7 protein-coding genes and 1 pseudogene are annotated in these 13,889 nt (G+C 64.7%); 3 read left to right on the top strand and 5 right to left on the bottom strand.

Annotated elements, in window-relative coordinates:
• Positions 1 to 450 precede the first annotated feature (450 nt).
• The 3 genes from H5J25_RS03780 to H5J25_RS03770 all read left to right on the top strand — a co-directional run bounded on the left by H5J25_RS03780 (position 451) and on the right by H5J25_RS03770 (position 3,317).
• Positions 451 to 1,083, top strand: a complete 633-nt coding sequence (locus tag H5J25_RS03780) for a tyrosine-type recombinase/integrase (RefSeq protein ID WP_202094812.1) — start codon at positions 451 to 453, stop codon at positions 1,081 to 1,083.
• Between the two features lie 127 nt (positions 1,084 to 1,210).
• On the top strand, positions 1,211 to 2,116 hold the full coding sequence (locus H5J25_RS03775; protein ID WP_202094282.1) for a tyrosine-type recombinase/integrase: 906 nt from the start codon (positions 1,211 to 1,213) through the stop codon (positions 2,114 to 2,116).
• Positions 2,117 to 2,123: 7 nt separating this feature from the next.
• On the top strand, positions 2,124 to 3,317 hold the full coding sequence (locus tag H5J25_RS03770) for an IS91 family transposase (protein WP_202094283.1): 1,194 nt from the start codon (positions 2,124 to 2,126) through the stop codon (positions 3,315 to 3,317).
• Between the two features lie 459 nt (positions 3,318 to 3,776).
• On the opposite strand, the gene H5J25_RS03765 is transcribed toward H5J25_RS03770, so the two are convergent.
• The 5 genes and pseudogenes from H5J25_RS03765 to H5J25_RS03745 all read right to left on the bottom strand — a co-directional run bounded on the left by H5J25_RS03765 (position 3,777) and on the right by H5J25_RS03745 (position 13,750).
• Positions 3,777 to 5,096: a sugar MFS transporter gene (locus H5J25_RS03765; RefSeq protein WP_202094811.1), complete on the bottom strand. Its 1,320-nt coding sequence runs from the start codon at positions 5,094 to 5,096 to the stop codon at positions 3,777 to 3,779.
• A 284-nt stretch (positions 5,097 to 5,380) separates the two neighbouring features.
• Positions 5,381 to 7,426 (bottom strand): glycoside hydrolase family 97 protein, encoded by a 2,046-nt coding sequence (locus H5J25_RS03760; RefSeq protein ID WP_202094810.1) that lies wholly within the window; start codon positions 7,424 to 7,426, stop codon positions 5,381 to 5,383.
• Positions 7,423 to 9,031, bottom strand: a pseudogene (locus H5J25_RS03755) (alpha-glucosidase). The gene H5J25_RS03760 and the pseudogene H5J25_RS03755 overlap by 4 nt, the downstream one beginning before the upstream one ends.
• Positions 9,028 to 10,821, bottom strand: coding sequence for an alpha-amylase family glycosyl hydrolase (locus H5J25_RS03750; RefSeq protein ID WP_202094809.1), 1,794 nt, complete (start codon positions 10,819 to 10,821; stop codon positions 9,028 to 9,030). Before H5J25_RS03750 ends, H5J25_RS03755 begins: the two are co-directional and overlap by 4 nt.
• 85 nt (positions 10,822 to 10,906) lie before the next feature.
• On the bottom strand, positions 10,907 to 13,750 hold the full coding sequence (locus tag H5J25_RS03745) for a TonB-dependent receptor (RefSeq protein WP_225883329.1): 2,844 nt from the start codon (positions 13,748 to 13,750) through the stop codon (positions 10,907 to 10,909).
• Positions 13,751 to 13,889: the final 139 nt, after the last annotated feature.

The raw sequence follows: 13,889 nt of genomic DNA, 5'->3' as shown, positions 1-13,889 counted from the left end.
TCCCCCGGTCCTCGCTATAATGGTGCGACCGCATCAGAAGAGCAATGCGACATTTTGCGCCGATTTTCTGACCCAAACAAAGGAGCTTGTTCGCTCTGATCGATGCGATGCGCCATTAAGGTTATGCTTCGTTGATCATAGCCAAAATGATGGTGTCCGCGAGAGCGACGGCGGAGAGGAAGTCCGTCGGTTATAGGTCGTAGCGGGTGGCGATACGCCGCCAGTCCTTGAAGCGCCCGAACATGATATCGATCCGGTAGACGCGGAGCTCGGCGACGCCTTTCGAGATCCGCAAAATATCACTTCCGGCCGGGCGTAGACCACGCAACGCCGCCCGAAACCGGAAGCTCGTTCGGTATTACCGACGGCTGATCAACCACATTTGCGAACCGCCAATTTACCGCCTCCGCGTATGCACAAACGGACGATCCGGCCCGATGGAGATAATCGATGGGTCACTCGCCGATGGACCCCGCCTTTCACGAACTGCGACCTTGGAACGAAGGCCGGCTTATCGGTGCGAAGCGGGCGCTCAAACAGCAACAGGTTTGGGCCATCCGCTTCTGGCTAGACCAGCATAGACGACTGCGCGACCGAGCGCTGTTCGACTTCGCAATCGACAGCAAGCTGCGCGGCTGTGATGTGGTCAGGGTGCGGATCGGCGATGTCGTTTCAGGCGGGCGCGTCCGTGACCGCGCGGTCGTGGTTCAGCAGAAGACCAAACGACCGGTCCAGTTCGAGTTGATGGACACGGCACGAAAGACCATGCGGGCATGGTTGGAGCGACGCGGCGGGACGCTCAATGACTTCGTCTTTCCGAGCCGAAACGACTACATGGCTCACATGAGCACGCGGCAATATGCCCGCCTCGTGCACGAGTGGGTAGTCGGCATCGGCCTCCCGGCCCAGGATTACGGGACGCACTCGCTTCGGCGCACGAAAGCATCGATCATCTACAGGGCGACTGGCAACCTCCGCGCCGTTCAGATTCTTCTCGGCCATGCCAAGATCGACAGCACGGTGCGCTACTTGGGCGTCGACGTGGAGGACGCTTTGGAACTGGCCGAACGCACTGAGGTCTGAGCAGACCCAATGCACGAAGCCGCTGCGCGGCAGTGGTGGTGGCGGTGAGGTAGCACAGCCGCGCTGAGGTTTGGTCCTGCGGCAGCGGCAGCAGACGATGGAGTTCCTTCAACGAGAGGAATTCCCCATGGCGATTCTACCAACCGAAACACCCGTTACGCCGCTGCGTCAGCGCATGCTCGACGACATGGCGATGCGCTCAATGCGGTCGCGTACCCAGCACGACTATGTTCGCCACGTTCGCGCCTTCGCCGCTTTCCTGCGACGCTCGCCTGAGACCGCGACCGCCGAGGACGTAAGACGTTTCCAGCTTCACCAGCGCGAGCACGGTGTCGGGGAGTCCGTCATCGGCGCCACAGTATCGGCGCTGCGGTTCCTGTTCGGCGTGACGCTCGACCGGCCCGACCTGTCGCGCAAGCTGGTCCTGGCGCCTCGTCCCCGCAAGCTACCCGACGTGCTGAGCGTCGAGGAGGTAGCGCGGCTGCTCGAGGCGGCGCCGGGCATCAAGTACCGCGCGGCGCTGGGGGTCGCGTACGGCGCCGGATTGCGGGTGTCCGAGGTCGCACACCTCAGAGCCGACGACATCGACAGCAAGCGCATGCTGATCCGCATCGAGGAAGGTAAAGGCCGCAAGGACCGTAACGCGATGCTGTCGCCGCAGCTGCTTGAACTGCTGCGGCTGTGGTGGCGCGAGGGCAAGCGGCGCAGCGTCCTGTTGCCGCACGGCTGGCTATTCCCGGGGCGCAGCTACACCGATCCGATCTCGACCAGACAGCTCCACCGCGCCGTTCATGAGGCTGCCGAGGCGGCCGGGATCCGCAAGCGCGTAAGCCCGCACACCCTGCGGCACAGTTTCGCCACCCACCTGCTCGAGCAGGACGTGGACATCCGCGTCATCCAGGTGCTGCTCGGGCACAGCAAGCTCGAGACGACCGCGCTCTATACCAAGGTCGCCACCCGCACGATCCATGCGGTGACGGGACCACTCGACCGGTTGATGGCGCTGATGGAGGGCAAGCCACCCGCCGGGTGAGCGCGCGATGCGCACCTCGCTCGAGGTCGCCGACATCTTCCGTGCTGCCGGCCCTGCGTACCGGATCGCCCACGCCGGGCATCTGAGCCTCGACCAGCTCAAAGTCATGTCGGCTGTCGAACATTGCCGCACCGCTGCGCTCGGCGGCCACACCGAGGCATGCACCGACTGCGGACACTGGCGGGTCGCCTATAACTCCTGTCGCAACCGGCACTGCCCGCGGTGCCAGGGTGCGGCCGCGCGCGCATGGCTTGCCGAGCGCGAGGCCGACCTGCTGCCGGTCGGCTATTTCCACGTCGTCTTCACCCTGCCGGCCGAGGTCGCCGACATCGCGTTCCACAACAAGGCACTGGTTTACAACCTTCTGTTCAAGGCAGCGTCCGAGACGATGACGACCATCGCCGCTGACCCGAAGCATCTCGGCGCCCGCATTGGCATCACCGCGGTCCTTCATACCTGGGGGTCGGCGATGACCCACCACCCGCACATCCATATGATCGTGCCGGGCGGTGGACTGTCGCCGGACGGCAGCCGCTGGGTGTCGTCACGCCCGGCGTTCCTGCTGCCGGTGCGCGTGCTCGGCAAGCTGTTCCGCCGCCTGTTCCTGACCCGGCTGATGGCGCTGTACGAGGCGGGGCGGCTCGGCTTCTTCGGCAGTCTCGCGGCACTCGCCGACCGCCGCGCCTTCCTGCGACACCTGTCCCCAGCCCGCAAAAAGAACTGGGTCGTCTATGCCAAACCGCCGTTCGCGGGACCGCAGGCGGTGCTCGCCTATCTATCGCGCTACACGCACCGCGTGGCGATCTCGAACAGCCGTCTCGTCCGCTTCGACGAGACCGGGGTGACATTACGCTACAAGAATTATCGCAACGATGTCGCCGACCGGCAGCAGCTGATGACGCTGGCCGCTGACGAGTTCATCCGCCGCTTCCTGATCCACGTTCTGCCGAAAGGCTTCCACCGCATCCGTCACTACGGCCTGCTCGCTGGCGCCACCCGCAAGGCTCACCTCGAACACGCCCGCCAATTGCTCGGGGTCGCCCCGCCCGTGTCTGCTGCCGCGGCGGTCGAACCCGAGGATGCCCGCCCGCCATGCCCATGCTGTGGCGGACGCATGCTCGTCATCGAGACCTTCGAACGCTGGCGCCAGCCCCGCGCACCGCCACGTGGCACCAACCCGACCGGGACCTCCGCGTCATGACCCGGCATCGCTCGCCTTCATCCCGCCGCGCGACCTATGCGCTTCCGGCCATGATGACGCTCGCGTTGACGATGCCGCTCCACGTGCCGACCCACATCTCACGCCTTCGTCAAAGCCGAAAGCCAAGCCAAACCCAGCACCGGACGATCTCGTTCCAGGCCACAGATGCCCGCCTGGGCGGCTGTTGCCCGCGCATCAAACCAGGGCGAAAACCGAAAACCCCATAGGCTAGCATCCGCGGCCCGCGGCTTCCTGCTTTGGAGGATATCGTACACCTCCCGGTGCCCGATTTCCTTCACAAAATCAGACATCCATGGTTACCTGCCCGCCCTCCCGGAAGCAGACGCTCGTTAATCGGGGCTCACCAACTCTAGCCGCCGCTTCGCCGAAGTTGCTGTCGTCACGCCCGCCCACCCTTGACTGGAGCTCGGTCGGCCGTTCAGCGCTTGCGCCGCCCTATCATTCGTTGACCGGACGACGGGCGTAAACGCCATAGAATAGTATGACCGCATAGCAGAGGGCGGGAAGCGTCAGCGCGATGGCGAGGCTGCCGCTCATGTCGGCCAGCGCTCCGGTCGCGAGTGGGACGACCGCGCCGCCGAAGATTGCGACATTGATGATGCCCGATCCGTCCGCTGCGCGACGTCCCAAGCCTTCCGACGCCAGACTGAAGATCGTCGGAAACATGATCGAGTTCATCAGCCCGATCGCGAGTAGGCTATAGCCCGACACTGCGCCCGTCGTGTTGGTCGACAGGAGGATCAAAGCGATCGCGCCGAACGCGACGGCGACCAGCAGCTTGCCCGGGCTGACGATGCGCAGCAGCACCGAACCGACGAAGCGCCCGACCATCGCGCCGCCCCAATAGAAACCGATGAGCTTGCCGGCCGCCTGCTCGGGCAGCGCGAGGACGCTGGACTGCATCACGTAGCTCACCACGAGCGAGCCGATCGAAACCTCGGCCCCGACATACAGGAAGATGCACAGCGCACCCCAGCCGAAACGCCCGCGGCCGAGCAGGTCGAGGCCGGCGAGCCCCGAACTGGGCTCGTGCCGCTCCTGCGGCAGCCGATTGCGGAACAGCCAGACCGCACCCGCAACGACGAACAGCGCGACGGCAATGCCGACATAGCCGCGGACGATCGCCTGGCTCTCCGCCGTACGATAGGCGTCGAGCGCTGCCCCCGAGAGCTGATCGGCGCTGACGCTGGCGAGACTGCCCAGGATCAGGATCGCACCGAGGACCGGGAAAATCGTCGTGCCGAGGGAATTGAACGCCTGGGCGAACGTCAGGCGGCTGTGTGCGGTTCGCGGCGCGCCGAGCATCGAAATCAGCGGATTAGCGACGACCTGGACGATGACGACGCCGCTGGCCAGCACGAACAATGCCAGCAGGAACAGGGCATACACCGCATTCTGCGACGCGGGGACGAACAGCAGGCAGCCGATCATCATGATCACCAGTCCGGCGACCGCGCCGCGCATATAGCCGATCTTCTTGACGAGCTTCGCGCCCGGAATGCCGATGACGAGATAGGCGGTGAAGAAACAGAACTGGATCAGCATCGCCTGCGTATAGTTGAGCGTGAACAGCTCTTTCAGCTTCGGGATGATGACGTCGTTTAGGCTGGTTATGCCCCCGAATATGAAAAAGAGCGCGAAGACGAAGATCTGGAGGTCGGGCGCATGGACGCCCTGCGCGGTGGCGTCGCCGTCACCCGGATCAGCCGGATACGCTCGGGCAGCGCCCGCGGCTGGGTCGATCGGGGTCATTGCCATCGGATCATGTCCCACTCTTCGGGCGGATATTAAGGTTGCGCCCTACAGATTGAAAGGTAGCCAGATCGGTAACTGGCAAGGCGTTGCCAAACCTAATGCGCGGCAAATGAATTCGCCTCCTTGTCGATCTGTTTCACCTACGGCCTGCCCAATGTTCTCTCTGCCGCATTGGGTCTGGAGCTAGGCTGATGCCGGATGCCATCCAAGCGAACCAGATTCTGGCTATTCTAACGGTGCCGGCTGTGTATTTGATCTGACCAAGCGTCGGCGAACGTCGCGACCCGCTATCGTCGGCGCGCCGCCTCGAGACGAATGGCATAGCCGCCGCCGGGCGCCATCGCGATGGTCAGGATATCGCCCTTGCGAATTGTGCGCCTCTCGATCGCCATCGCGTGGCGGGCGCTGGTGCGATAGTCAGCATTGTCGCCGTCGCGGTAGATGGTCGCGGTGTAGGTGCGACCTGCGTCGAGGAAATCGAGCTTCACGGGCACGGTGCGCGCCTGTTCGTCGGTCAGTGCGCCCAGGAACCAGTCGTCCGATGTCCGGTCCTTGCGGGCGACCGCGACATGATCCCCGACTTCGCCGGTCAATACGCGCGTATCCTGCCAGTCGACCGGTACGTCGCGGATGAACCGGAACGCCTTGGGATATTTCGCATAGCTCTCGGGCGTGTCGGCGGCCATCTGCACCGGGGAATAGAGCACGACGTAGAGCGCCAGCTGCTTGGCGATCGTCGACAATATGTCGCTATCGTCCTGTCCCTTCAGGCTCAGCAAACCGGGCGTGAAGTCCATCGGCCCCTCCAGCATCCGCGTGAAGACCAGGTTCACCTCATGCTCGGGCGGATTTTTGCCCCCCCAGGCGTTGTACTCCATCCCCCGCGAGCCCTCGCGCGCCATCCAGTTGGGATAGGTGCGCCGCAGTCCGGTATCCTTGATGGGCTCGTGCGCGTCGATCGACACCTTGTACTTCGCGGCGGCTTCCAGGACGCGGATGTGATGGTTCGCCATCCACTGGCCCTCATGCCATTCGCGGACGATCGTGCCGTCGGGCAGGCGACGCTCCAACTGGCCGGCGTCGGCCACATAGCCGGTCTTTACCACGCGTTCGCCGTGATCGGCGGCGAAGCGGAAGGCGGCGTCGAACTGATCCTCATAATGGCTGACCGCGCCACCGGTTTCGTGATGCCCGATCAGCGAGACGCCCTTGCGCTTGGCATAGGCGGTCAGTGCATCGGCATCGAAATCCTCGGTCGGCTGCGAGAAGTTCATGTTGTTGCCGTTGCCGAACCAGTCGCCGTCCCAACCGACGTTCCAACCCTCGACCAGCACGCCCGGGATGCGATTGCGCGCGGCGAAATCGATATACTGGCGGACGTGCGCGTTGGTCGCACCGTGCTTCGGCCCGCGCGCCCAGCTCCATGTCCCCTTGATCATGTTCCACCACACGCCGACGAACTTGCCGGGCTTGACCCAGCTGACGTCGCCCAGCTTGTTGGGCTCGTTGAGGTTGAGCATCAAATGGCTGTGATACAGGCCGGGCGCATCGTCGGCGACGATCAGCGTCCGCCACGGCGTGGTGAAGGCGCCCGTCTTGGTGACCTTGGGACCGTTCGATCCTGGCGTCAGTTGCGCCTTGAAGCCATTGGCCTGTTCGTTCCGCAGCAGCGCCATCGACGCGTAATCGACCAGCGCAGCCTCGTGCAGCGCGACATGCGTGCCGTCGTCGAACTTGACCGTCATCGGCGTCGCGGCGGTGCCGACTGCGGCGAGAGGCGTGCGGTTGTAGAGATACTCCTCGCGGTTCCAAAGGAACGCCGGCTTCCACCAGGCGGTGCCGGCTTGCGCGAAGTTGAACTCGGTCAGTTCCTCGGCGATGTTCGCCTTGGGCAGACTGGGCTGGGCGGGGAATTCGTAGCGGAAGCCGACGCCGTCATCCTGGACGCGGAACACCACCTCCATCACGCGGGCCAGCGCGGTGGTTTCCTGCAGGCGGACGCGGAGTTCGTTGTGGTGATTGCGGATGCTGCGCCATTCGCCCCACGGCTGTTCCCACGTCTCGTCCCTGGTGGCGCGCGTGACGGCGGCGATCTTCAGATTGCGCTCGATCTTGCGCGCATCGGTGAACAGGAAGCCGAGCCGCGACGGCGACACGATCGGCTTGCCGCGGCGCGTGACCGCGTAAAGCGCGCGCCCGTCGCCATCGGTGGTGACCGCCACCGCGATCGAACCGTCGGGCGACGTGACGGTCGCATCGGGCGCCGGCGGAGTCTGGGCGACGGCAGCGGTAGGGAGCAGCGCGGCGATCCCGAGAGCGAGCAGTTTCATCATGCGATCCTTTCGGCGACCAACGCGCCATAAGGTGGAAATTGCCAGTCGGCGGTGTCGTTGACGGCTTCGACCATGCGCACGTCGTCCGGACGCTCGGGCGACCACCAGGCCGGTTCGGCGGACAGGTTGAATGCGCACACCATGGTCTGTTCCGCGGTCCTTCGTTCGAAGACGAGCAGCGCGTCGCTGGCATGGACGACGGAGAAATCGCCCCAGCGCAGCGCCGGATGCTTGTTGCGCACTGCGATGAGACGTCGGGTCAGATGTAGCAGCGAGTCCGCATCTGCTTCCTGCCGGTCGATCGCTAATGTGCCGTGATCAGGCCCGACCGGCAGCCAAGGTTTGGCATCCGAAAAGCCGCGATGTGGTGCATCTGCGACCCACGGCATCGGCGTCCGCGCGCCATCGCGCGACAACGTCATCGGCCAGTTGGCGATCGCCTCGGGATCCCGCAGCCGATCGAACGGCACCGCGACCTGCGTCAGGCCGAGCTCCTCCCCGTAATATAGGAAGACACTGCCACGCAGGCACATCAGCAACAGCATCTTCGCGCGCGCGAATGCATCGGCATGCGCAGGATCGGCCCAGCGCGACACCGCGCGTGGCGCGTCATGATTCTCGAATGCCCAGCTCGGCCAGCCGCTATCCTCGTCTGCGGGCCACGCCGCGACCGCGTCGGCGACCAGCGCGGGCGTCAGCACGGACGCGTAGAGGAAGTCGAAGCCATAGGCGCTGTCGAGCCGCCGACCGGCATGCGTGAACGTCTTCATCTCGCGGAGTGCGTCGTCGCCGCCGACCTCCGCCACGGTGAAGCGACCGCCATAGCCGTCGAGCAGCCCACGCAACCGTTCCAGGAACAGCGGAATGTCGTGATGGCTCTGGTTGTAGCGCTTGATCTGAAAGTCGAACGGGCGCGAGCGCGGCGCGTTGCTGGCGGGCGCGGACGGATTGTCGTGCAGCCCTGGGTCATGCATCGCGAAATTGATCGCATCCAGGCGAAAGCCATCAACCCCGCGATCGAGCCAGAACCGCGCGGTATCGATCAGTTCGGCCTGCACCGCTGCATCATGGACGTGAAGCTGCGGCTGGCTGCTAAGGAAGTTGTGCAGATAATATTGCCCACGCCGCGCGTCCCAGGTCCAGGCGGGGCCGCCGAACACCGACTGCCAGTTGTTCGGCGGGGTGCCGTCGGCTCTGGGATCGGCCCAGACGTACCAGTCCGCACGGGCGTTGGTGCGGCTCGATCGGCTTTCGCGGAACCACGCATGCTCGTCCGACGTGTGGCTGTACACCTGGTCGATGATCACCCGCAGCCCCAGCTCATGCGCGCGGGCGATCAGCGCGTCGAAGTCGGCGAGCGTCCCGAACACCGGGTCGACGCCGCGATAATCCGCGACGTCGTACCCGAAATCCTTCATCGGCGACGTAAAGAAAGGCGACAGCCAGATCGCATCGACGCCGAGCGACGCGACATAGTCCAGCCGCTGCGTGATACCGGGCAGGTCGCCGACGCCGTCACCGTTCAGAATCGAGAAAACTGCGCGGATAGATCTGATAGGTGACCGCACCCTTCCACCAGGGCCGGCTCGCATCGGCCGCGCTCATTGCGCCGCGCAGACCGCATAGCCGAACCGCGGCAATGTCACGCGGACCGATCCGGGCGCGTTTGCCTGCGGCGCACAAGTATTCGCCAGCGCGATGAAGTTCGTCGAGCGGACATCAACTTCGACGGGCACATCGATCGCTTGCGCCGAGGTGTTGAACACCAGCAGGACCTCGCGCCCGGTCGTCGGATCGAAGCGGGAGACTGCGAGCAGCCCCGGCGCATCTCCCCAGGCGCGCAGCTGCTGGCGACCACGAGTCAGCGCCGGTGTCGTCGTGCGGATGCGGGCGAGCTTCGCGATCTCGCGATACACCGGGTGCGCGGTGTCGAAGCTGGCGGTGGCGGTCGTCTTTGTCGTTCCGATCAGCACGTTGTCGTTGTACGATGCCACCTTGCTCGCAAACAGATCCTCACGCGCGTCCTGGTCGTTGCCGTCACCGGTGAACCCTTGCTCGTCGCCCGAATATATGGTCGGCACACCACGCAGCGTCAGCAGCATCGCGTGCGCCAACACGTCGCGCGCGAGCAGTTCCCCGTCCAGCGCCTGCGGGTTGGCGCGGCGGATGAACCAGCCGATCCGCCCGACATCATGATTGCCCAGGAACGTCGGCAGTTGCCGCGCCATGGCCGCGCCGCCCTCGTACAGTGCATCGCCGCGGAACAGGCGGAACGCGTCGCTCGTCGGCTTGCTTTCCGCCACCATGCCGCCGACCGCCGCCTGGAATGCGAAGTCGAGGACGCTCGGCAGCCCGTCGACGCGGGTGTGCGAAGCGAGGCGGCCGGGATCGATATCGCCGGTCATCACTTCGCCGAAGATATGGAAATTGGGGATGCCACGCTGCTTCGCGCGCCACTGCATCGCGGGCACGAACGCGTGCCAGAATTCGGGATTGACGTGCTGCGCTGTGTCGATGCGGAAACCATCGATGCCGAACCGGTCGATCCAGTCGCCAAAGATGTCGATCATCCCGCGCAGGACCCGCGGATTCTCGGTCATCAGGTCGTCCAGCCCGGCGAAATCGCCCATCGTCGAACTCTCGCCGGAGAACGTCGAGTTGCCGCGATTATGATAGAGTTTGGGATCGTTCAGCCATGTCGGGACTTTCACATCACGCTCGGTCGGCGCGACATAGGGCGTGTAGGCATAGGCGGGATCGGTCAGCCGCGCGAAATTCTCGGTCGTCTGGACGCCGTCGCCGGCAAAGCCCGCATTGATCGCGGTCGCGCCCCGACGCTGATACGGATAGGCGCCGCGGCTGCGATATACGCACTCGGATGTGCCCGCACATTCGCGCATCCGGATCACGTCCGCGGTGTGGTTGACGATGATGTCCATGTAGACTTTCATGCCGCGCGCATGTGCTGCATCGACGAAGGCGCGCATGTCGGCCTCCGTCCCCAGATGCGGATCGACTGCGGTGAAGTCGGTGATCCAGTATCCGTGATACCCCGCCGATTCCTGGCCCGGTCGGCCCTGCACCGCCTTGTTCTTGAAAATCGGCCCGAGCCAGATCGCGGTCGCGCCGAGACCCTGGATATAGTCGAGCCGACGAGTCAGCCCTTTCAGGTCGCCGCCATGATAGAAGCCCTTTCGCGCGGGGTCGTATCCGGAGCGCAGATAGTCGCCCTTCAGACCACCGCGATCGTTCGCCGTATCGCCGTTCTCGAACCGGTCGGGCAGAACGAAGTAGATCACCTCTTCCTCGGGCGAACGGTCGCGATACTCGGTCGCCTGCGCCGCGGCGCCGGCAGGGGCGGCAATCAGTGCGGCGGCGAGAAGACAGGCCTTCATCGGCGATCCTGGCGGGTTTGCCTGTCGTGCGGTGACACGACAGGCATTGGGAAGGGTGCGCCCCACGAAGCGGAGCGCGAACTCATCAGAATTTCAGCGTCGCGCCGGCGAGATACCGTCGGCCATAGCGCTGGAACTCGTTGACGCGCAGCGAGCTCTGCGGCTCCTCGGTCACGAACGGCTCGTCGGTCAGGTTCTGGCCCTGGATATAGACCGATACCCCCTTCAGCGCCCCGGCCGTGAAGTCATAGCCGATCTGCCCGTCGATGATCAGTTCGTCGCGTGCCCGCCGGAAATCGCGGCTGGCACCGAAGCCGACCAGTTCGCCGAGGAAGGTCGAGCGGTACCGGGCCGAACCGCGCAGGTTGATCCCGTACTTCTCGAAGAACACAGTGCCATTCGCCACCCAGCGCGAATAGCCGGGGATGTCGGTCGCCGGCGCATCCGGGTTCGGGCGGATGCTCGTCCGGGTGTACGACGCACCGCCGGTGAAACCGAAGCCGTCGAGTGCAGGGACGATCTTGCCGAACGGCACCGTGCCGGCGACTTCGACGCCGTACAGCTTGCCGCCACCGATGTTGATCGGCTGGTTGAGTGTGCCCACCGACGTCGTCAGCAGGTTGGCGTTGATCGGCGGGGGAAGGTTCCCGAAATCGAACGCGACCTCCTGGTTGCGATAGATGAAGCTGGTCAGGTCCTTGTAGAAACCCTGGATCGCGATGTAGCCGGACTCACCGAAATACTTTTCGATCGTCGCGTCGAACGCGGTGGCGCGATACGGCCTGAGGTTGGCGTTGCCGGCGCTGCCGCGGATGATCGGCACGTTCACGCCATTCACCTGGTTGCCGGTATCGACACCGTAGCTGAGCGCGACGCGCAGATCGTCGAGCCGCGGTCGCGCGATCTCGCGGGCTGCCCCGACGCGGAAAACGAAATCGCTCGGCAGGCGCAGCGACAGGTTGAGGCTCGGCAGCGCGTCGACGTAATCGTCGCCCTGCGTCCGCGTCAGGTTGTTGCCGTCCGGCCCGAACACCAGCCCGGTGGATTTCTGCTCGGTCACAACGAACTGCACGCCGAAGTTTCCGGTCAGTTCCGATGCGCCGATCGCCTGGCGGATATTACCCTGCAGGTAACTGGTGATCACGTCTTCCTTGACGCTGAACGCCTTGGCCAGGATGTCCTGCGCACCGGTGCGCGGGAGCAGCGCCAGCACGCCGGCGTCGAGCAGCGCGAAGGGATCATAGGCGAGCGCACGGCCCACGCCGTTGAAGGCGTATCCGATGTCGAACGTGCCGAGCAGGAACTGCGACGGAATCTGCGCTTCCTGCGCACCGCCCGGCAGCGTCACGAACGCCTCGTCCGGGGTCAGCGTCTTTACGCGGCGGGTATAGTTCATGCCGAACCGCACGCTCGACAGGAACGATCCCTCGATGACCTTTTCGATCTCGGTGCGACCTTGGTAGATCTCGTCGGTCAGTCGGCGATCGTTGAAATATCCCGCCTGCACGACATTGTCGCCGCCGTATCCGGCAGGATCGGTCAGCAGGAACAGCGCCGGGTTGGTGTAATCGAACTGCGGCGTGAACACCGAACCCGTGTTGGTGGTGACGAAGCCGATAGTCTCGGTCGCGCCACGCGTACGACCGCGACCGGTGCCGGCGTAGCTTTCGAACGAGAATTCCGACCGGTTGGTGCGCGAATAGCTGAGGTCCAGCTGCGCGTTCCAGCCGTCGGCGCCCTTATAGGCATTGTTCCAGCCGACCGAATAGAGATCGGCGGTGTTGCGCTGCGCATCGTTGCGGACCAGCGCCTGAACGTTGTTGAAACTGCCCGATGTGACCACGCCGTCGGTGACGGTCGCACCCGCGCTGTTGAAGCTGGTGCCGAAGAAATCACCGACCGCAAAGCCCAGCGGAAGCTCGACGCCACGGCGGCTCTGGCTATCCTCGAAGTTCGAATAGAATGCGTCGAGCGTGCTGGTGAATTCGGGCACCGGCTTGAACTGGATCGTACCGGCCCCGCCGAACCGCTTCAGCCGGGTGGAGGTGCCGCGCGCAGTGGGAAAGCCCACCAGCGCCGCGCCGCCGGGCCCGCCATCGCTGTACCCGCCCGACCGATATTCGCGGAACTGATACGGCTCGTCGATGTAGCTGCCGGCCAGCGACACGCCGATCGTATCGCCGGCGAACTGGTCGACGTAGTTTGCGTTGACCCGGTATCCGTAACGCTTGGAATCGGGGTTGAACTTGTCGATGTCGGTGTAGGTGCCGCGGCCGCCGACCGAGATGACGCGCTTGCCGAAGTCGAGCGGGCGGATGGTCCGCAGATCGACCGTGCCGACCAGACCCTGGCCGATCAACGAGGCCTGCGGCGTCTTGTAGACCAGCACCTGGCTGACGACCTCGGACGGGTATTGGTCGAACTCGACCTGGCGGTTGTCGTTGGTCGAGGTCTGCTCGCGACCGTTCAGCAGCGTCGTCGAGAAATCGGGTCCGAACCCGCGGATCGAGATCGTCTGCGCGCGGCCCGAAACGCGTTGCCCGGCCAGGCCCGGCAGGCGGGCGATCGACTCCGCGATCGACGCATCGGGCAAGCGGCCGATATCCTCTGACGAGATCGATTCGACGACCTGGTCGCGGTTCTTCTTCTCAGCGACGGCATTTTCCAGCGAGCTGCGGAAACCGGTGACCACGATGTCGCCGTCGGTCGACTGCTCCGTCGTCGCGTCCTTCTGCTGCGGGGCGTCGCTGGGCACCGCCGGGTTGGCGGTGGTCTGCGCATCCGTGCTGGACGATGTGGCGGGCGTGCCGGCGGTCGATGTTTGAGCAAAGGCCGGTGCGGACACGAGCATGGCGGCGGTGAGCGCACCTGCGCTGCAACCGAACTTCAGCATGTCGCGGACGATGAATGGGCGGGCGCCGTGGATCATGAATAACCTCCCCTGGGTAGGGCCGCCCGTCGCAATTGCGCGGGTCCGCCTCGATTGCCCGTTCAAATGAACCCGCCGCACGATCTTGGAAACATAATGGCATACGTATTCACGAGCGTCGCAACGACCCTGTGGCCGA

The sequence above is a fragment of the Sphingomonas aliaeris genome (assembly GCF_016743815.1).
GTDB lineage: Bacteria > Pseudomonadota > Alphaproteobacteria > Sphingomonadales > Sphingomonadaceae > Sphingomonas > Sphingomonas aliaeris.
Note: the sequence above shows the minus strand (reverse complement) of the source record. Positions and strands in the feature narration are given on the sequence as shown.

Excerpts from the sequence above, each read along its gene's own strand:
- H5J25_RS03780 (WP_202094812.1), top strand. The coding sequence starts at position 451 with ATGGGTCACTCGCCGATGGACCCCGCCTTTCACGAACTGCGACCTTGG.
- H5J25_RS03775 (WP_202094282.1), top strand. The coding sequence starts at position 1,211 with ATGGCGATTCTACCAACCGAAACACCCGTTACGCCGCTGCGTCAGCGC.
- H5J25_RS03770 (WP_202094283.1), top strand. The coding sequence starts at position 2,124 with ATGCGCACCTCGCTCGAGGTCGCCGACATCTTCCGTGCTGCCGGCCCT.
- H5J25_RS03765 (WP_202094811.1), bottom strand. The coding sequence starts at position 5,096 with ATGGCAATGACCCCGATCGACCCAGCCGCGGGCGCTGCCCGAGCGTAT.
- H5J25_RS03760 (WP_202094810.1), bottom strand. The coding sequence starts at position 7,426 with ATGATGAAACTGCTCGCTCTCGGGATCGCCGCGCTGCTCCCTACCGCT.
- H5J25_RS03750 (WP_202094809.1), bottom strand. The coding sequence starts at position 10,821 with ATGAAGGCCTGTCTTCTCGCCGCCGCACTGATTGCCGCCCCTGCCGGC.
- H5J25_RS03745 (WP_225883329.1), bottom strand. The coding sequence starts at position 13,750 with ATGATCCACGGCGCCCGCCCATTCATCGTCCGCGACATGCTGAAGTTC.